The organism is Novipirellula aureliae, from assembly GCF_007860185.1.
In the GTDB taxonomy this organism is placed as follows: Bacteria; Planctomycetota; Planctomycetia; order Pirellulales; family Pirellulaceae; genus Novipirellula_A; species Novipirellula_A aureliae.
The window spans coordinates 1247093-1267037 of the sequence record NZ_SJPY01000001.1 but is presented as its reverse complement, the minus strand read 5'-3'; the positions used below and the strand labels follow the sequence as shown (position 1 = coordinate 1267037).

Here is a 19945-nt window from a genome sequence, read left to right as displayed (position 1 = left end):
TCAACGTGGCTGGGGCTTCCAGCCGCAGATCTGCTATCAACATCACTGCGGCTGGAAGCCACAGCCACGAAAGACCAAGCCAATTCGGCAAACACGAAATCAAGACACGGAATTCGTGAATAGTGAGATTAGAGCACAGCGAGATGGTCCGTCAAGCGACTTTTGCAGAAAAAATGTGATTGGAAACCGATTGAACCGCGATTCCCAGCAATGTGCTTCCGCGGTCGTTATGTACCAAACGATCGTCGCCCAGCAAACGACGATGGGGTACGCGGGCGCGAGCACTCAACCGCCCCCTCCCCTTCTACCCCTGCCGCTCTCCCCTGTACGGAGGGTTTGGCAGGCGTTACATTGGGACGTCGTGGGCGCCATAGGTGTAGCCCCACTTTTGTGCCCCGGTCCTTGGAGATAGAGTGCTTGACTTTGAAAAAACGCTGGCAACCAAAACAACACCTACTATCAAGTCGGTTATCGTGTGGGCGATGGTTGCATTGCTTATGGTTGCTCAATCACGCGGCGCTTCTGCGGCCGTGAGCATTGAACTCACAGCACGCGAGCAACCAAGTGGAACGCTTTACTCTTGGAGTGCGTATGATTATTTTGACGCGTCAGAACAAGTTCAAAGCGTCGCGGTCATTGCGCCTTCAGGTGGTAACTTTGGGGGATCCTTCGGTTCCTACGCCGACTTAGTCACGGCAGTCGAGGGAACGTGGGAGATCTTCGTCGAGTTCGCTGATAAGCCGTCCGAGACGCTGTATTTTGACTTTCTGACACTGCCCACCAGCTTTCCGATTGCGTCGGCACCTCTGATCGTTAGTCCGGTACAAGACGCTACCGTGTTGTCAGGGCAAGCTTTCTTTCCTGTGCTGGATGCTTCGACGATTGATCCAGACGGTTATCTGAGTAGGTACTATCTCAACGCTCAAAACGCTGATGCAAACTTCGAAAATGGCGGTCTGCATAATGGGTTTAGTGTGACACTTGATCCAGGGTTCACCGAGACGGAGTTCCGGTTCGGCTACTCGAATGTTGTCCAAGCCGATGGGCTGGAATCAAACTTGGTCGGAGATCAAAGGCTGTTGGGCGAAATTTTCTATTGGTACACCTCCCAAGATCGCACGATCACGGTTTCTTCGGTTCCGGAACCGGCTTCGCTGGCCGCTTTGCTTTGCGTCGGAGCCATCGGAATGTTGCGGCGTCGGCGGCGTTCGTAAAGGCAGGGTTCTCAGTGTTGGCATTTGCAATTCAATGACCCGCTCTTGCCGCTTGCCCGATCAGCGGACAACGCGTTAACGAAGTTGAGGCTCGAGTCAACTTCCATGTTGACGTCGATAGGTTTGCAACCGATGTGCTACCAAGAGTCGAATGTGACGCAGTTTGGTTGACCATACCGGCATTGTCCAGATGACCACCGAACTCTTTCGTTTGCGACGATCGGATGTCGAATGTAGCGCCAGTCGCTGTGGTCCAGTCAATCCCTGACATACGACCTCCGTCCCACTGCTGTCGATCGAGGATCGTGCTCACGCCGTTGGAGTCGAGGTCCCTCCGATCCGTGTCGATATTGTCGATCTGCAATGTGCCGATTTAGATGCCGCAGCCCACCTGCGGGTTCGCGCTGTTGATGGCCAGTTGTTTGCGTGCAATATGTAATTCAACTCTCGTGTCCGAACCGATCGCTACGACCACATCGTGATCGATCGTCACTTGATCCGACGAGCCTGGAGCCTTGGGTAACTCCCTCATCAGCCCCGTTTGTTGGCTCGCGTCAACTGCCGTCTGAATCCATGTTCCAAATGTAAGCGTCCAACGGCATTCACGGCGCTAGCCCGAAATAATCATTGGCCGTTTTGGCGTTTGCCACGGTTCCGTGATTGGTTGTATGAACCGTGGCTAACGCCAAGGCTACTGTTCCGCTTGCTGCTGGAAGCTGCCGAGGTCGTAGTTGTGCGATGCGTTGACTTGCGAGTAGATCAGGATGCTGATTAGCAGGATCATCAATCCAGCAAGCCCGATGACTAAATTGCGGTTGGTTGTGTTCATTCTTATGGTCTCTCTTGCTCGGCCTCGGCCCGTTCATCGTGTCTGTGGCTTCCAGCCGCAGTGCATGAACAGCGAGGGTGCATGGAAAGCCAGAACTGCGGCTGGAAGCCATGCTTGCAACGGTTTTGCTGCCGCACGTGCATTGGAGTTGCAACGAAAGCCAGAACTGCGGCTGGAAGCCACAGCCACGAAAAATCTCGCAAGGCCTGTTGCACAACAGCGAATTAAAGACTAACATATCGTGAATCAAGCGACAAGGTCGCTGTTTTGGCTTTTGCAAAATCGTATGAATTGAGTCGGATTTGATGAGTGGCAGCGCAGCTAGCACGGACCCTACGACGGGTTTCACCAGCGGTCGACTTGCGATGACCGATTGGTTGTTCGCGCCGATCGCCGCGTTGCTGTTGCTGTTCTGCACGTTGTTGGGGTTGCTCGTTGTTGTTTATTCCGCGTATGCCGGTGCGGAAGCCGACGTGGTTGGCCGGGCATTGGATCGTGGCTGGGCAATCATTTCCGTGGTGGCGATGAGTTGGGCTGTCTTGAATCTGTATTGGTCGCGGATCGCATTTCGGCATTCCAATGCGACTGCTTTATACAGCCATTTTTCGATCGTGATTGGCTGTGGTTTGATCGCGTTGGGCATCCATACGGTGTTGTTCGCTCGAGCTTTTGCGACCGGGCCGATTGTGATGGATGTTTCGAAGCGAAACACGGGCGATGCTGGATCATTCGATGCGGTGGTTCCCGTGGCGACGACGGAAGGTAACGCAGAAGAAGGCCAGAAGATCTTTTCGACGACCTGCATCACTTGCCATGGGCCCACCGGTGACGGGATCGCCAATCTCGCTCCATCGCTTCGTGGTAGCGAGTTTATCGCGACGGCCGATGACGCCGCCGTAGCGGGTGTGATTCGTTTGGGCCGAGCGGCGACCGACCCAAACAATCAATCAAAAAAGGTCATGCCGGCTCGTGGCGGCAACCCATTCTTGGGCGACGATAAAATTGTTCATTTGGTGGCGTTCATTCGAGAAGTGCAGAAAGGTGGCGCGCCAGCGGCGGCAACCGGAGACCCGAATGCGCCGCCGGCTCCGTTGGCGAAGTGGGTTGTTCCCGCGGGACCGGCGCCGCCAGCGGGGATGATTGATCTTGATAATCGCAGTGATGTTGGCGATGCGAAGTCGTTTGCACTGCAAAGTAAATTGCGGCGTCAATTGCTGCTACAGTCGCTATCGCTTGGACTGACAGGGATTCACGGGCTGTTGCTTTTTGGAGTGATGGTCGCATCGAGCAATGTGTTGTTGCGAAGGCTGCTGGGTAGTTCTGCGAAAGAGAACTCCGTGACGGGCGAACGGCCGTGGTGGGATTTTGCTGCCTGGGGTTGGATCGTGGCAACCGGGGCGTGGTTGGTTGTGTTTGTGTTCGGATTTATGCGTTTGTAGTCGTGGCTGTGGCTTCCAGCCGCAGTGACATGTAAATGCTGGGGCTAGAAGCCCCAGTCACACCAATCGTGTCTGTGGCTTCCAGCCGCAGCGATATTAAATACTGGGGCTAGAAGCCCCAGTCACACCAATCGTGTCTGTGGCTTCCAGCCGCAGCGATATTTAAATACTGGGGCTAGAAGCCCCAGTCACAACAATCGTGTCTGTGGCTTCCAGCCGCAGTGACATTTAAATACTGGGGCTAGAAGCCCCAGTCACACCAATCGTGTCTGTGGCTTCCAGCCGCAGCGATATTTAAATGCTGGGGCTAGAAGCCCCAGTCACAAAAATCGTGTCTGTGGCTTCCAGCCGCAGTAGGTAACAAGTTCGGCTGGGGCTGGATGCTCCGGTTATGTTGGGAAAGGCAAGGCATCATGGTTGAAGCATCCGAAGGTGACCCGATCGAAGGCGATCGTTTCCATTTTCCACGGTGGGCGAACTATCTATTTCCGACGACATTGATTGTCGCGATCGGATTGTTGACCTACGTGCCGCTACTATTCACACTGCTGATCTCGCCCGAAACACGCTCTGTGGGCTATCAACCGAAACAGCCGATCGCGTTTTCACATGCCATTCACGTCGGCAAAATGCAAATGGATTGCCGCTATTGTCACAGCACCGTCGAAACCGCATCCTTTGCAGCTATCCCTCCAACGCAAACCTGCTTGAACTGTCACGCGTCGATCAAATCCGAAAGTGAATTGCTGAAGCCGATGCGAGACAGTTTTGAAAAGGCGACTCCGGTTTCCTGGACCAAAGTGCATGATCTGCCTGATTTTGTCTACTTCAATCATTCCGCACACGTCAATAAGGGAGTCGCCTGTGTGACGTGTCATGGCCAGATCAATGAGATGGAAGAGGTCGAGCAAGTTCAACCACTTTCGATGACTTGGTGTTTGGGATGCCATCGCAATCCCGAGCCGAACATTCGGCCGCTTAGCGAAGTGACCAACATGAACTGGGATGCAGTCAGTGCGACCGGAAAGACATCGGCCGAGTTGGGCAAAGAGCTTGCTTCTGAGTATCACGTTCAGTCCCCTCCATTCATGACGAGCTGTACCACATGTCACCGATAACACAGCCCGTGGCTATGGCTTCCAGCCGCAGCGAACGAAAAGCACAGGGGTTAGAAGCCCCAGTCACGAAAGGCCCCGAGTATTGGCGCAGCCTCGAACACTTGGCGGAGTCGCCCGAGGTCCAGCAATACATCGATGAGGAATTCCCGAGTCTCGCACAAGCGATCGCGAAGACCGACCGACGTCAGTTCATGCGGCTATTGGGAGCCTCATTCGCGCTAGCAGGCATCACCAGCGCCGGATGTCGCCGCTGGCCAACCGAAGAAGTGCGACCTCACACCTCGCGTCCCGAAGGCTTCACACCGGGAGTCGCTGAGTACTATGCGACCGCGATTGAACTAGACGGTGTTTCGACCGGAATTTTGGCCAAGAGCTACGACGGGCGACCGATCAAGATCGAAGGCAACCCCGATCATCCGTTTTCTCTCGGGGCCGCGAGTGCATTTGCACAAGCAAGCGTACTTGAGTGTTACGATCCCGATCGTAGTCGGCATGTTAAGTGGTTGGGGCTTCCAGCCCCAGCACTGCGGCTGGAAGCCACAGCCACAAAGACTTGGCAAGACTTCAGCGCTTTCGCGATGCCCCATTTCCAATCGCTCAAAATGTCACAAGGCGAAGGCTTGGCGTTGCTGGTTCAGCCGACCGCCAGTCCAACCATGAAACGGCTGATGGGCGAGCTGCAACAGACGATGCCGAAGGCGAAGGTATTCGAATACCAACCGCTCGCTCGCGACAACGAATTTGCGGGTTGCAGGGGTGCCTATGGGCAAGTGTTGCGATGTCAGTACGAGTTGCAAAAAGCGGACGTGATTCTGTCGTTCGACGCGGATCTACTTGGCAGTCATCCGGCGAGTTTGAAACTCGCCCGCGACTGGGCCGCTGGTCGTCGCTCGGTCGATCAAGGAAGAATGAACCGGCTTATCGTCGTCGAACCGACTATGTCGGTCACAGGCTCGGTCGCCGACGTTCGCTTGCCGATGAAGCCATCGCTGATCGAAAAGAGCGTCGCTTATCTGGCCTACCGTTTTGACATCCTATCGGAAAAGCCGGGCGGCTTGAGCAAAGAGGAAACAGCCGTTCTCGAACAGGCGGCTCTGGATATTCATAGAGCGGGTCCGTCGGGCGTCATCGCGATCGGGGCATCCCAGAGTGCCGCTGCGCATCAGTTGGTCTACGCGATTAACGAAAAACTCGGGTCCGTTGGGAATTGTATTTCGTATACCGAGGAGCACTTGGCTAGTGAAGCCGGTTCCATCAAGTCGCTTAGCGAACAGTTGCAAGGCAACGTTATCCACACTCTGGTCATCCTCGGCGGCAATCCGGTCTATGACTTGCCTGCTGATGCAACGCTAGATTTGACATCGACTGAATCACGCCCATTGACGTCGATTCACTTGAGTTTGCATGACAACGAAACCTCGGCTGTTTGTTCTTGGCATTTACCGGCTGCTCATTTCTTGGAAAGCTGGGGTGATGGTCGTGCTTGGGATGGAACGTATACGTTACAGCAACCGTTGATATTGCCTTTGTTTGATGGGAAATCAGCGATCGAGTTGATGGCCATGATGCTGGGCCAACCCCGTCCCGATGGTAGGAAGTTGGTGCGGGGCACGTTTGACGAATTGTTCAGCGGTGCAAGTGATCGCGATTGGGAAACGGCACTGCACGCTGGGGTGAAGAAGGGGAGTCAATTTGTAGCGGTGAGTCCGCAGCTCCGTGGTGGTGGCTTCCAACCGCCGATGGGAAAGTCAAGGGACACTGTGGCTGGAAGCCACAGCTACGAGATTCGTTTTGTCGCCGATTCAAAAACTCTCGACGGTCGATTCGCCAACAACGCTTGGCTGCAAGAACTACCGGAACCACTCACGAAACTGACCTGGGACAACGCCGCACTGATCAGCCAAACGGATGCGGAATCATTGGGCGTTGTAACAGGTGACGTGATTCGAATCGCGAACCAGGATACACAAATCGAAATCGCGGCATACATCATGCCGGGGCAGGCTATTGGTTGCATCACCTTGCCGCTTGGCTACGGGCGAACGCGAGCCGGGCATATCGGAAACGGTGTTGGCGTTGATGTTTACCCAATTCGCACCAGCGATTCAAGCTACACCGCGACGGATTGTGAAGTCACAAAGACAGGCCAGCAATACCAATTGGTGTCCACGCAAGTGCATCATTTGCTGGACGCGGTCGGTGAAGCGGCATTGCAAAAGCGGATCGGGCCGAAGGGCAAACCGGGGATGATCGTTCACGAAGCGCTCTTGGCAGACTTTCAACGTGATCGTCATGCGGTACATGGCGATGCACATGCCGTTCACGAGGCACCGCTTTACGATCTGCCCCATGGCTTCGATTCACCTCACAAATGGGGCATGGCGATTGACCTGAACGCCTGCATCGGATGCAGTGGTTGTGTGGTGGCTTGTCAGGCGGAGAACAATATTCCCGTTGTCGGCAAAGCGAATGTGGCTGTGAACCGCGAGATGCACTGGTTGCGAATCGACCGCTACTTCAAGGGCGATGCGCAGCAGCCGGAGGTGGTGCATTTGCCGATGGCGTGTGCACACTGCGAAAACGCACCTTGTGAGCAAGTGTGTCCCGTGGCCGCGACGGTGCATGATAGCGAAGGACTCAATTCGATGATTTACAACCGCTGCATCGGGACTCGCTATTGTGCAAACAATTGTCCCTTCAAAACACGGCGATTCAACTATTTTGACTATCAAGCTTCGGACCCACGAACGCCAGCCAAGCCGTGGCTGCAGATCCCCGATCAACAGCAAGTCGTGGAGATATCGCCGCTGAAAAAGATGGTGCATAACCCCGAAGTGACGGTTCGAATGCGCGGCGTGATGGAAAAATGTACGTTCTGTGTCCAGAGGATTGTGGACGCAAGGATTCATGCGAAGAACGATAATGCACAAGGGATGCGGGATTCGGATTTGGTTGCCGACGGCGAAGTGAAGACAGCCTGCCAAGCAACTTGTCCTACCGAAGCGATCGTGTTCGGAGATTTGAACGATCCACAATCGGAGGTGTCGAAGGCGAAAGAGAACGTTCGCAACTACGAGATATTGGAAGAGTTGAATTTGGGAGCGAGGACAACCTATTTGGCCAAAGTAAGGAATCGACCCGTGACTGGGGCTTCGAGCCCCAGTTTCAGTGAACGAACTGCGGCTGGAAGCCACAGCCACGGAGAAACACCATGAGCACCACGACCGACACCGCCTCCCTTTCCCAATGGGAACTGCAACCGAACAACCCCAGCGAACGGGTTCCGCTGGTGCTTGGCGACAACGATTTTACCTCGGTCACTGACACGGTTACTGAACTCGCCCTGCGCCGCACTCCGCAAATGTGGTATGTCGCCTTCGCTTGTTCACTCGCCCTACTCTCAATCCTGATCGTCACGGTTGGCTACCTACTAACCACTGGCGTCGGCGTGTGGGGCAATAACAATGCCGTCAGTTGGGGGTTCCCGATCGTCAACTTCGTTTTCTGGGTTGGTATTGGGCATGCTGGAACGCTGATCTCTGCGATTTTATTTCTGCTGCGGCAAAATTGGCGTACTGGGATCAACCGGTTTGCGGAGGCGATGACGATCTTTGCCGTTTGTTGTGCGGGCCTTTTTCCTGGAATCCATGTTGGACGAATCTGGCTCGCCTACTGGTTGGCTCCTTATCCGAATGAACTGGGCATGTGGCCTCAAGCTCGCAGTCCGCTATTGTGGGACGTCTTCGCCGTTAGCACTTACGCGACCGTTTCGCTGATGTTCTGGTATATGGGGATGATCCCCGATTTGGCGACACTGCGTGACCGAGCCAAAAATCGTTTCGCACAGGTCGCTTACGGTATATTCGCGTTGGGCTGGAACGGATCGAACCGTCACTGGTTGAGATTCGAGAAAGCCTATTTGCTCTTGGCTGCTCTGGCGACACCGCTGGTGTTGAGCGTCCATAGTGTGGTTTCGTTCGACTTTGCAACGTCGCAGCTTCCCGGTTGGCACACAACGATCTTCCCGCCTTACTTCGTCGCCGGTGCTGTGTTCGGCGGTTTCGCGATGGTGTTGGTGCTTTCGATTCCAGCGCGCGAGTGGTTCGGATTGCGAAATTTGATCACGCATCGGCATATCGAGAACATGGCCAAGGTGATGTTGGGGACCGGGATGATTGTGGCTTATGCCTACTCCGTCGAATTTTTCACGGCGTGGTACAGCAAGCATCACTACGAGCAATTCGTGTTCATGAACCGGCCGATGGGACCGTATTGGTGGGCGTTTTGGCTGATGGTTTGTTGCAATGTTGTTGCACCGCAAGCGTTATGGTTTAGCTGGATACGCCAGCGAGTGTGGATGATTTTCCTGGTCGCGGTTCTAGTCAACATCGGCATGTGGTTCGAGCGATTCGTGATCGTTGTCACATCGTTGCATCGCGATTTCCTGCCGTCTAGCTGGGCGATGTTCTCGCCGACCTGGGTTGACCTGCTCATGTTGCTGGGCAGCTTCGGCTTGTTTTTCACGCTGTTCCTATTGTTCTGCCGCTACTTACCCATGGTGGCGATGGCGGAAGTCAAAACGGTGATGCCGCAAGCGCATGGCGAAGAGCATGGTGTTCGGTTCGATTACCAACCGGACCCGGACACCCCCGAAGAATTGAGACGAGGACATTGGTTTACCTAAGTGTCTGTGGCTTCAAGCCGCAGCGAAAAAGAAACGTGTCTGTGGCTTCTAGCCGCAGCGAAAAAGAAACGTGTCTGTGGCTTCCAGCCGCAGTGAAAAAGAAACGTGTCTGTGGCTTCCAGCCGCAGCGAAAAAGAAACGTGTCTGTGGCTTCTAGCCGCAGCGAAAAAAAAACGTGTCTGTGGCTTCCAGCCGCAGCGAAAAAGAAAGCGACTGGGGCTAGAAGCCCCAGCCACGGAAACAAACAAATGAGTGAACAGAAACCCTACGCCCTAATCGCCGAGTTCGACTCGGTTGCCACGATCATGCGGGCTGCCGAGAAAGTTCGTGACGCGGACTACATGATCTGGGACGTGCATAGCCCGATGCCGATTCATGGGATCAATAAATCGATGGGTTTACCGCCAACGATTCTGCCGTGGATCACACTGGTCCACGGTCTTGCAGGCGCAGTCTTCGGACTACTGATGTGTTGGTGGATGAACGCAACGACGGTCCCGGGTTTATCGCCGAGTGTACAAGGCTATGAGTTTATGATTAGCGGTAAGCCAACCTTCAGTTTACCTGCGAACATTCCAATCATCTTCGAGACCACTGTGCTGTTCGCTGCGATTGGTACGGTGTTGGGGATGTTGGGGCTGAACAAGCTGCCGATGCTTTACAACCCGCTCAGCAAGAGTCGTCGGTTCTTGCGTGCCACGTCGGATCGGTTCTTTATTGTGATTGAAGCGGAAGACAAGCATTTCGAGTTAGAAAAGACGAAAGCGTTTCTCGAGTCCCTCGGCCCGACCGCGATCGAAGTGGTAATAGAGGATTAGACGATGCCGACCTATCAAGAAGAGAAATTCCCGATTCCAACGCCAGGGCGATTGGCAAAGGAGCTTCGTCTGCGGCGTCCGCCCTGGTGGATGGTCGTGGCACTGCTTCTGGCAGTGATTGGCACCTGGATTCCATTAGCGTGGATTGGATACATCCGCACGACGAAAAGCCGCAGTCCACGAGTGCATATCTTTCAAGATATGGACAAACAGGCCAAGTTCGCAGCTCAGTCGTCACATCCATGGTTTGTCGATGGGCGGGCGATGCGACAACCCGTGGAAGGCACCGTTGCGCGAGGCCATTTGCAGCACGATCCGCACTTTTTTGATGGATTTACGAAAGATGATTCAGGAGCGATCACTTATTTTACGTCGTTGCCATCGCAGCTTGTCGAAGAACAATCGTTGGTCGACCGAGGGTACCAGCGGTATCAGATCTTTTGTGCTGTATGCCACGGTGCATCTGGAACGGGCGATGGGTTAGTGAATCTAAGAGCGATTGAGTTGAAGGAAACGAAATGGGTTCCAGCAACAAACTTAATGACACAAGAGATACGCGACCGAGCCGACGGCCAAATTTTTCAAGCGATACGTGATGGAGTCAGGAATATGCCCCGTTACGGTTCTCAGATTCCCGCGCGAGACCGTTGGGCAATCGTTGCATACTTGAGAGAGTTACAAGCGGAATCACCTGTCGTGTCTGTGGCTTCCAGCCGCAGCGAGATAGAATAAAAGTGTCTGTGGCTTCTAGCCGCAGCGAGATAGAATGAAAGTGTCTGTGGCTTCCAGCCGCAGCGAGAAAGAATGAAAGTGTCTGTGGCTTCCAGCCGCAGCGAGATAGAATGAAAGTGTCTGTGGCTTCCAGCCGCAGCGAGAAAGAATAAAAGTGTCTGTGGCTTCCAGCCGCAGCGAGATAGAATGAAAGTGTCTGTGGCTTCCAGCCGCAGCGAGATAGAATAAAAGTGTCTGTGGCTTCCAGCCGCAGCGAGAAAGAATGAAAGTGTCTGTGGCTTCCAGCCGCAGCGAGATAGAATGAAAGTGGCTGTGGCTTCCAGCCGCAGCGAGAAAGAATGAAAGTGTCTGTGGCTTCTAGCCGCAGCACTGGGGCTAGAAGCCCCAGTCACGCGTACACCGAGGTGTCATTTATGCCATTCCATCACAACGAACGACTATCCTTTCAGCCGTTTGATGAATGGGGTGAGGTGCGAATTTACTACAATGGTTTTTTACCTCATTGGCGCCAAGATGGGTGTACCTATTTCGTGACATTCCGGTTAGCAGATTCGGTTCCTGAAGGCGTCTTGGAAGCGTGGAGATGCGAACGAGAGCAATGGCTGCGGACTCGCGACATCGAAGTGAATGACGACAACTGGATCGGGACATTTAGGCGGTTGTCACGAAATGATCGAAAACTTTTTGAACGTTACTTTGTTTCCAAACTGTTTCAAACGCTCGATGAGGCACATGGTAGTTGTGTGCTTCGCGATAATCAGCTTGCAGAGATTGTTATGAAGGCACTATTGCATTTCCACACGGAAAGGCTTGAGTGTGGCGACGCAGTGGTGATGCCAAATCATGTTCATGCACTTATGACGCCGTATCCAGGTTATGAACTGGAGGATGTTCTGCATTCAATCAAGAGCTACACATCGAACCAAATACATGCGCGGTTGAAAACCAAAGGTACGTTGTGGATGAGCGAGACTCACGATCATATTGTGCGTGATGGTGAGGAGCTATTACGAATTCAGAATTACATCCGTGTGAATCCCGATAAAGCGAGACTGCCGGACGGACAGTATTTGTTGCATACGGCCGAGTACGATCTTCAACTGTAAACGTGACTGTGGCTTCCGGCCGCAGCAAGCACTTATCACGGCTGGGGCTAGAAGCCCCAGTCACGAATTGGAACGGCTGGGGCTGGGAGCCTCGGGCACGAATTGAAACGGCTGGGGCTGGGAGCATTAGGCACGAATTGAAACGGCTGGGGCTGGGAGCCTCAGGTACGAATTGGAACGGCTGGGGCTGGGAGCCCCAGTCACGAATTGATGCGGCTGGGGCTAGAAGCCCCAGTCACGAATTGAAATGGCTGGGGCTGGGAGCCTCAGGCACGAATTGAAATGGCTGGGGCTGGGAGCCTCGGGCACGAATTGAAATGGCTGGGGCTGGGAGCCTCGGGCACGAATTGGAACGGCTGGGGCTAGAAGCCCCAGTTACGAATTGAAATGGCTGGGGCTGGGAGCCTCAGGTACGAATTGAAATGGCTGGGGCTGGGAGCCTCGGGCACGAATTGAAACGGCTGGGGCTAGAAGTCCCAGCCACGGACATAACAACCATGACAAAACAAACCACTATCGAACCTGTTTATCTTTCCATCCCTCGTACCGTGATTCTGATTTTGTGTGGTGGAGCCGTCGCTGGTGCTCTGTTGTCGGTCACCGCTTCAATGCTTTACACTGGCGGTGCCCACCGGGTCATGTTGTCGTACCTGGTTGCCTTTGCGTTCGCACTGAGTCTTTCGCTCGGCTCCTTGTTCTTTGTCCTGGTCCAACACTTGACGCGAGCCGGTTGGGGCGTGTTGGTCCGTCGCCCCGCTGAAATCTTTGCACTCAACGTCATTACGGTCGCGGTCCTTTTCGTGCCGCTCGCGTTTTCAGTCCTCGGTAACAGCGCCTCCCTATACCCTTGGGCAACCGCAAACGTCGATGAACTAACCCAAAGCAAGCAAAACTGGCTCCATCCCGGTCTTTTTCTTCTTCGCGCGGCTGTCTTCTTTGCGGTCTGGGCATGGATTGCATGGTTTTATTTCCATCGATCGCGTCACCACGATCTAGCGGGTGGCGAGGATGATACCAGACAAATGGAATGGTGGGCGGGGCCAGCGATGTTTGTCTTTGGCATCACGCTGACCTACGCTTCGTTCGACTTCTTGATGTCACTCGATCCGCATTGGTACAGCACGATCTTTGGCGTCTATTACTTTGCCGGTTGTGCGGTCGGCGGTTTTTCGATCCTACTGTTGTCCGTCCTGTTACTTGAAAAGTATGGAATCCTGACGCCGATTATCTCCGACGAACATCGACGAGACTTGGGCCGGTTGCTTTTCGCCTTCGTTTTCTTTTGGGGCTATATCGCTTTTAGCCAATACATGTTGCTTTGGTACGCCAACATGCCTGAAACCACGCGGTGGTTTGTTGTTCGCGGAGCTTCCATGGCGGAAGGTTTTGGCAACAGTTGGGGACGACTGCTCGTGTTCCTACTGTTCGGTCATTTCATCATTCCGTTCTTCGGCATCCTGTCACGGCATGTCAAGAGCAACAAGCATGCGATGATCTTCTGGACTGTATGGCTACTCGTGATGCACTACTTTGACCTCTATTGGCTCGTCATGCCTGAGCTAGGCCCACACTTTACGATCGGTCTGCCTGAACTTGGAACACTATTGTTTGTCAGTTGCACCTACTTGATCGGTGCGTCCTTGATCGCGACGCGAACCTCACTTCTCCCCATTGGAGATCCACGTCTCGGCGCGTCGATTGCGGTCACGGCGGCCTATTGATGAAACGGGGCGGTGGTTTTTAGCCGCAGCAGAAATAGGAAAGGAAACCGATTGGGGTTAGAAGCCCCAGCCACAATACTTATGAAACGAGTACACATTGTTGGCCGGAAAAATAGCGGCAAGACGACCTTGATCGTAGAGTTGGTCCGCCTGCTCAGCGAACAAGGCTATCGTGTGGGCACGATCAAGCACACGCATCATTCTCATGAGCTCGACGCGCCCGGCAAAGATTCACATCAACATCGCCAAGCTGGTTCATCCGTTGTCGGCATCCTGTCGCCCGGCATGACTGCCGTCTTCCAAGCTGCCGACGATCCAGTATCACGCGACGCATCACGCTACGATTCGCTTGCACCGATGTTCGCCGGTTGTGACTTGGTCCTCGTCGAAGGGGATCTGCAAACCGATGCAGTCAAGATCGAAGTTTGGCGGGCTGGTATTAGCGAAGCCCCCTACGCGACGGTTGCGCCCGCCATCACCGCAGTCGTCACCGACGACTCGATCGACGTTCGAATCCCGACTTGGACGCGAACCAACATCGAATCGCTTGCAGAAAAAGTACTCTCGCTCGCAAAGTCGCAAACGTGATTTCGTTTGACTATATCGATTTGCAACGGGATCTATTGACAACTGGTAATCGGCACGCTCGGCGCTCCCTTGACGAACGCGGCAAAAGTCGTCTTGGTTAAGAATTTCTGGGCTCGTTTTTCCATGTCGACGATTGTGTCGTGTAGCGGGCAGGGTTCTTTATTACCGCACCAGCCAGGGCCGAATGGGCACATCGATTCGGATTCACGCTCGAACAGCACCATCACTTCTTTGAGCGTGATCGCGGACGGTTTTTTGGCTAATCGGTAACCGCCGCCGGGGCCAGGCGAACCGGTTACGTAGCCTGCTCGCGAAAGGATGGTCAAAATCTTTGCGACAATCGGCGTCGGCAAATTCCGACTTTCGGCAATCTCGCGTGATGACAATGTGCAAGTGGGCCTCACGGCATACAGTTCCGCTAAACGGCTCATCGCGGAGATCGCATTCTGCGAAGTCTTCTGGTTAATCATCGGGGGCAATGCAAATTGTAGAAATGACGACAACTGTTTCTTGGTTAACAAAGTATACACCATTTGTCAAATGCGACGGAGACTTTCTGCCTCGGTCTTTCTTTGGACCCACTGGGGCTGAACGGAATGGCGTGGACTGAAGGAATTCTGGGACGTGAAACCTCTTTCCGTCGAGCTTGTCTCGGCGGAGGAAGCAAGTGGCGGCTACAAACCGCACGCCCGAAAGAACTTCGCTCCCCCCCTACCAATCGCCTCGGGCGATTCGTAGAGGGGGAGCGAGCGTAGGATTTTGGGTTCATGGTAGCTGCCACCTGTTGCTCTGCCCGGACAAGCCGGACGGAAGCCAGAAAAACTCCCCTGTGAAACTCACTCGGTTTTTCTTAAGTCCACGCCATTCGGGGCTAACCGCCCAGGATCCCACCGAGTCATGCTCTTTCACCTCGCATCCATTTCGACAAAATTTTTGACGACAACCTATTCTGCACCTTGACGTGCATGTTCAAGAGATGTACCTTTAGGTGCAGGATATTGGTTCCTCTCTTTTGACGCATGGATGGCCATGCCAGTGGAGCCAATTTTGGCGTTGTTAATGGGAACAGAACGATGGTGACGATCCGTTTTGAAGATACGTCGGTTGGCGAACTCGTGCGTCAGCGACCACAGCGATCGAGGGTGTTTGAGCAGATGGGAGTCGATTACTGCTGCGGCGGTAAGATCTCACTGCGTCAGGCGTGTGAGAAAAAGGACGTTAATCTGGATGAAGTTTGCGAGAGCTTGAAGACCTGTGATCAAGTTTCCGGTCGTAGCGACGAACTTGTTGATGCGGATGCGATGACGTTGACGGAATTAGCGGACCATATCGAAAACACGCATCACGCTTATCTTAAAAAGGAGATTCCACGACTCGATTGGATGACGGAAAAGGTTGCTCGCGTGCATGGCGAAAAGGACGAGCGATTGCATCGACTGCGCAAAGCGTTTCTTGCCTTTTGTGCCGAGGTTGAGCCGCACCTGATGAAGGAGGAGCGAATCTTGTTTCCCATGGTCCGGCAACTTGAAGTCGCCGATGCCCCACAGGGATTCCATTGTGGTAGTGTGGCAAATCCGATTCGCCAAATGGAGCTCGAGCATGATCATGCTGGCGATGAACTGGCAACGATGCGTGAAGTCACGGACGAGTTCATGCCGCCCGAGTGGGCTTGCAACACGTATCGTGCGTTGTTGAGCGGTCTTGCCGAATTAGAGCAGGACATGCACCAGCACATTCACAAGGAAAATAACGTACTGTTTCCAAAAGCGGTTCAACTAGAATCGCAAGGTGGATGGTCGTGATCGAACATCAGCCTAAGGAACATGGTGCCTATGCGATTTTGATCATCCCGGTCCTGACCTCTTTTGCAGCCGTGGGGGTGAGTTGGGTAGGCGTTTTTGTCGCGGCGGCCTCGGTCGCTGGTTTTCTAGCGCACGAGCCGTTATTGGTGATGATCGGTCATCGTGGACAGCGAGCGAGACGGTCTGCAACGACAGCGTCTCGCTATTTGCTCACGTTGACTGTGATCTGCATAGCAAGTGGAGTTGCTTCGCTGATATCCGGCAATGTCGCGGTTCGTGTTGCGCTGATTGGGTGCGTTGTTCTCGCAACGCTCAGTTTTGGAGTCGCATTTGCCGGTAGGCATCGAACGCCGCTTGGACAAACCGCTGGCGTGATTGGGCTCTCAGCACCTTGTGTTCCCATCTTACTTGCCGGGGGAATGGGGACGGGGGATGCCCTCAAAACGTGGGTGGTTTGGTTGCTTGGATTCGCTGCAACGACGTTAGCGGTTCGTAGTGTGATTGCATTCCAAAAGCATAGGAATCGAATGCTCCATTGGACCGGGTTAACAGCGATCTCTGTGTTTCCACTTTCGATGTTTGTGTGGTGGATGGACGCGAACGATTGGGTCCTGCCAGTGATCCCGATGGTCTTGGCGAGTTGGTATCTGATGATTCAGCCTCCACCGGCGAAGCGGCTCAAACAAATTGGTTGGAGCCTCGTTGGGGCTACCGTTTTGACAGCGATCTCGGTGGTTGTCGTTATCCCTTAACCCTCCCTCGACTCCAACAATCTCAAATTACAGAACAAGAATACAAAACATGCAATACAAGAAGCTATGGATCGGTTTTTGGACCGTGGTCGTCCTCTCGTTCATCGTTCTCGGTTATTACGGTGCTGAGCTCTATCGGCTCGCTCCGCCGGTTCCAGACGAAGTCGTAACGACGGATGGCAAAGTCGTATGGGAAGGACAGCAAATCCTTGATGGACAAAACGTGTGGCAATCGATCGGCGGCCAACAGCTCGGCAGCATCTGGGGGCATGGTGCTTACGTCGCTCCAGATTGGTCTGCCGATTGGTTGCACCGCGAATGTGTTTGGTTGCTCAATGCTTGGTCCGAAACGGAATACAGCAAGCCGTATTCGGAGTTGGATGCAGCGGGCAAAGCGACGCTCGACGACCGGCTCAAACGCGAGATGCGGACGAACACGTATAACGTAGATTCGAAACAGATCGTGATCTCGCCTGACCGAGCACGCGCCGCCGACGCCATGTCGCGATACTATGCGGCACTCTTCGGTGATGCGGAAGAGTTCCCAGAAGATGTCCAATTTATTGCGGATGGCGGGATGACACCGTCCGAGTTACGTTCGGCTTATGCGATGCCGAAAAACACGATCCGTGATCCCGAGCGGCAAGAGTTGATGAATGCGTTTTTCTTTTGGACCGCTTGGGTTTGCACGACGGAAAGGCCAGCGGAGGAGGGGCAGGTGATCTCGGGTGCGGTTGACAAACTTGCCGCAGAACCATCCGCGCCCGTTACCTATACGAACAACTGGCCTGCCGAACGCCTCGTCGCGAACGCCCCCAGCGGTGCGGTGGTCGTCTGGTCCGTTCTCAGTTTCGTGCTGCTCCTTGCCGGAGTGGGGCTGCTGGCTTGGTACTATGCGGTGCTGAAATCGAATGAAGAAGAACATACGGACCTGCCACCACGCGACCCGTTGCTGGCACTTTCACCCACTCCATCGATGAAGGCAACTCTAAAATACTTTTGGGTTGTGATCGCATTGATATTGGTTCAAGTAGGGCTCGGTGCTGTGACGGCTCACTATGGTGTCGAAGGGGAGGGGTTCTACGGTATCCCACTGGCTGACTACCTGCCTTACAGTGTCACGCGAACTTGGCACACTCAGTTGGCGATCTTCTGGATCGCGACCGCGTGGCTGGCAACCGGCTTGTTTATCGCGCCAGCGGTATCGGGGCATGAACCAAAATTTCAACGCGCTGGAGTGAATTTCCTGTTTGTGGCACTATTGGTCATCGTCGTCGGGTCGCTGTTCGGTACTTGGTATGGAACTCGTCAGCAAATGGGCTTGACGATGAACTTCTGGTTCGGCCATCAAGGCTACGAATACGTTGACCTCGGCCGGTTTTGGCAGTTGTTCCTTCTTGTTGGCTTGTTCTTGTGGCTTGGCTTGATGGTTCGAGCCCTATGGCCTGCGTTCAAGCAGCCTGGCGAACACAAGCATTTGTTGGCAATGTTTCTAGTCGCGTCCACCGCGATCGCAGTCTTTTACGCCTCCGGAATCATGTGGCACCGACAAACGAATCTGGCGATTGCCGAATATTGGCGATGGTGGGTGGTGCACTTGTGGGTCGAAGGCTTCTTTGAAGTTTTTGCAACCGTTGTGATCGCATTTCTGTTCACGCGAATGGGACTACTGAAAACCACCACGGCGACCGCCGCAGTGTTGTTCTCCAGCACCATCTTCCTGTTCGGTGGGATCATTGGGACGTTCCACCACTTGTACTTCACTGGTACTCCCACGCCGGTCTTAGCACTCGGGGCGATGTTCAGTGCGTTAGAAGTTGTTCCACTTGTGTTGATCGGATTTGAAGCCTACGAGAACCTGACGCTGACTCGGGCGAAGCCATGGGTAACGGCCTACAAATGGCCTATCTATTTCTTCGTTGCGGTTTCGTTTTGGAATTTGGTCGGTGCCGGATTGTTCGGCTTCCTGATCAACCCACCGATTGCGCTGTACTACATGCAAGGCTTGAACACGACGCCCGTTCACGGGCACACGGCGTTGTTCGGCGTCTACGGGATGCTGGGAATTGGTTTGACGCTGTTTTGCTTGAAAGGATTGGCTAGCCACAAGCGTTGGAAGACAGGCATTTTGGCAATCAGCTTCTGGGCAATCAACTTCGGTCTAGCGTTGATGGTTTTGATCTCGGTGCTGCCAGTCGGATTGATGCAGACTTGGGCCAGTGTCGAGTACGGTTTCTGGTACGCTCGCAGCGCTGATTTTCTGCAGACGGATCTGATGGATACCTTGCGATGGCTGCGAATCGTCGGCGATACGCTGTTCGCCGTTGGCATCTTCGGGCTGACTTGGTTCGTGTTAGGCCTAAAGACAGGTTGGTCCACAACCGATGATGAGGAACCATTGTTCGAGCGAGCGAAGCAAGAGCCCGAATGGGTGACTGCAACGTAGACGATCGGCTTGCCGACGATCCTTGACGAAATGCAAAGTGGGCCACGCTGTCGAAGTGAGGCCCACGATTGTATGAAATGGATGCTATGTAATGGATGCCTTGTATGCGGCCGACATCTCGACTCCAACGACGCTGGAGTGCATCGGAGCTCATGCTACTTCACTTCACGCAGTGGTGTGATCGGGCTGGTTGATTTGAGAAGCTGCCCGATCGTGACCCCTGCGAATGCCACTTCTGTTTGCTCATAGGCACGGTCCAACTCAGCATGTAACGGACAGAGTGAGGTATGGGATTTCAGTCCAAGCGGACAAGTTGCGATGCGTTCAAGCGGCGCGACCGCATTGACCACATCCAAAATCGTAATATCGCTAGCGTTGATGTCCAGTTCGTAACCGCCACCTGGGCCGCTACGTGACCGCACGAGTCCTGCAGCCGCAAGATCTTGTAGGACTCGGTGTAGGTAGCGGCGTGGCACTTTGGTTTCTTCGGCCATGACGTCTGCCGACGCGGGGCAACCGGCCCGACTGCCCATACAAGTGACCGCACGCAATGCATATTCAGCAGTTTTTGATAGCATTGATTCTGGCGAAGTAGGGGAAAAGAACTCAGGATATTGACATTCTATCTCTATTCTATACCTTTATGTGCACGAGGCAAGAGCAGGAACGTAAGGGTCGAGGCTTTAGCCGATGATT

Annotated in this window: 18 protein-coding genes; 13 read left to right on the top strand and 5 right to left on the bottom strand. The window is 53.9% G+C overall.

Going from position 1 to position 19945, the window contains the following annotated elements; genetic code table 11:
- Positions 1-413 precede the first annotated feature (413 nt).
- The gene (locus Q31b_RS04795) at positions 414-1214 is read left to right on the top strand and encodes a PEP-CTERM sorting domain-containing protein (RefSeq protein ID WP_146598461.1); all 801 of its coding nucleotides are present in this window, start codon (positions 414-416) and stop codon (positions 1212-1214) included.
- Between the two features lie 31 nt (positions 1215-1245).
- Here the strand turns inward: Q31b_RS04795 and Q31b_RS04790 are convergent, their stop codons facing one another.
- The 3 genes from Q31b_RS04790 to Q31b_RS27890 all read right to left on the bottom strand — a co-directional run bounded on the left by Q31b_RS04790 (position 1246) and on the right by Q31b_RS27890 (position 2043).
- Positions 1246-1527, bottom strand: coding sequence for a hypothetical protein (locus Q31b_RS04790; protein ID WP_146598460.1), 282 nt, complete (start codon positions 1525-1527; stop codon positions 1246-1248).
- Between the two features lie 60 nt (positions 1528-1587).
- Positions 1588-1746, bottom strand: a complete 159-nt coding sequence (locus tag Q31b_RS27895; protein WP_197170916.1) for a hypothetical protein — start codon at positions 1744-1746, stop codon at positions 1588-1590.
- 159 nt (positions 1747-1905) lie between these two features.
- The gene (locus tag Q31b_RS27890) at positions 1906-2043 is read right to left on the bottom strand and encodes a hypothetical protein (protein WP_197170913.1); all 138 of its coding nucleotides are present in this window, start codon (positions 2041-2043) and stop codon (positions 1906-1908) included.
- Positions 2044-2348: 305 nt separating this feature from the next.
- Here Q31b_RS27890 and Q31b_RS04785 point away from each other — a divergent pair, with 305 nt between their 5' ends.
- The 9 genes from Q31b_RS04785 (at position 2349) to mobB (ending at position 14249) form a co-directional block, all read left to right on the top strand.
- On the top strand, positions 2349-3482 hold the full coding sequence (locus Q31b_RS04785) for a c-type cytochrome (RefSeq protein ID WP_146598459.1): 1134 nt from the start codon (positions 2349-2351) through the stop codon (positions 3480-3482).
- A 413-nt stretch (positions 3483-3895) separates the two neighbouring features.
- Entirely contained in the window at positions 3896-4600 is a 705-nt protein-coding gene (locus Q31b_RS04780) for a cytochrome c3 family protein (protein ID WP_146598458.1), read from the top strand.
- A complete protein-coding gene (locus Q31b_RS04775) occupies positions 4588-7815 on the top strand; it encodes a TAT-variant-translocated molybdopterin oxidoreductase (RefSeq protein WP_146598457.1) in 3228 nt (1075 codons plus the stop codon). Before Q31b_RS04780 ends, Q31b_RS04775 begins: the two co-directional genes overlap by 13 nt.
- Positions 7812-9284 (top strand): NrfD/PsrC family molybdoenzyme membrane anchor subunit, encoded by a 1473-nt coding sequence (gene nrfD / locus Q31b_RS04770; protein ID WP_146598456.1) that lies wholly within the window; start codon positions 7812-7814, stop codon positions 9282-9284. Before Q31b_RS04775 ends, nrfD begins: the two co-directional genes overlap by 4 nt.
- Positions 9285-9532: 248 nt before the next feature.
- On the top strand, positions 9533-10102 hold the full coding sequence (locus tag Q31b_RS04765) for a DUF3341 domain-containing protein (RefSeq protein ID WP_146598455.1): 570 nt from the start codon (positions 9533-9535) through the stop codon (positions 10100-10102).
- A 3-nt stretch (positions 10103-10105) separates the two neighbouring features.
- Positions 10106-10834: a c-type cytochrome gene (locus Q31b_RS04760; RefSeq protein WP_146598454.1), complete on the top strand. Its 729-nt coding sequence runs from the start codon at positions 10106-10108 to the stop codon at positions 10832-10834.
- Between the two features lie 413 nt (positions 10835-11247).
- Positions 11248-11940 (top strand): transposase, encoded by a 693-nt coding sequence (locus Q31b_RS04755; RefSeq protein WP_231617302.1) that lies wholly within the window; start codon positions 11248-11250, stop codon positions 11938-11940.
- Between the two features lie 497 nt (positions 11941-12437).
- Complete coding sequence (locus Q31b_RS04750) at positions 12438-13661, top strand: quinol:cytochrome C oxidoreductase (RefSeq protein ID WP_146598452.1); 1224 nt, start codon at positions 12438-12440, stop codon at positions 13659-13661.
- An 81-nt stretch (positions 13662-13742) separates the two neighbouring features.
- Positions 13743-14249, top strand: a complete 507-nt coding sequence (gene mobB / locus Q31b_RS04745; protein ID WP_146598451.1) for a molybdopterin-guanine dinucleotide biosynthesis protein B — start codon at positions 13743-13745, stop codon at positions 14247-14249.
- 32 nt (positions 14250-14281) lie between these two features.
- Here mobB and Q31b_RS04740 read toward each other — a convergent pair whose 3' ends face one another.
- The gene (locus Q31b_RS04740) at positions 14282-14719 is read right to left on the bottom strand and encodes an RrF2 family transcriptional regulator (RefSeq protein WP_146598450.1); all 438 of its coding nucleotides are present in this window, start codon (positions 14717-14719) and stop codon (positions 14282-14284) included.
- A gap of 603 nt (positions 14720-15322) precedes the next feature.
- On the opposite strand from Q31b_RS04740, the gene ric reads away from it, so the two are divergent.
- From ric to Q31b_RS04725, 3 genes are read left to right on the top strand one after another with little or no spacing between them, the layout of a single operon-like run.
- Entirely contained in the window at positions 15323-16051 is a 729-nt protein-coding gene (ric, locus tag Q31b_RS04735) for an iron-sulfur cluster repair di-iron protein (RefSeq protein ID WP_146598449.1), read from the top strand.
- Entirely contained in the window at positions 16048-16803 is a 756-nt protein-coding gene (locus tag Q31b_RS04730; protein WP_231617301.1) for a YwiC-like family protein, read from the top strand. The genes ric and Q31b_RS04730 overlap by 4 nt, the downstream gene beginning before the upstream one ends.
- A gap of 49 nt (positions 16804-16852) precedes the next feature.
- Positions 16853-19249 carry a nitric-oxide reductase large subunit gene (locus tag Q31b_RS04725; RefSeq protein WP_146598447.1) on the top strand — a complete coding sequence of 799 codons (2397 nt, stop codon included), beginning with the start codon at positions 16853-16855 and terminating at the stop codon, positions 19247-19249.
- A 155-nt stretch (positions 19250-19404) separates the two neighbouring features.
- On the opposite strand, the gene Q31b_RS04720 is transcribed toward Q31b_RS04725, so the two are convergent.
- Positions 19405-19827, bottom strand: coding sequence for an RrF2 family transcriptional regulator (locus tag Q31b_RS04720; protein WP_146598446.1), 423 nt, complete (start codon positions 19825-19827; stop codon positions 19405-19407).
- Positions 19828-19945: the final 118 nt, after the last annotated feature.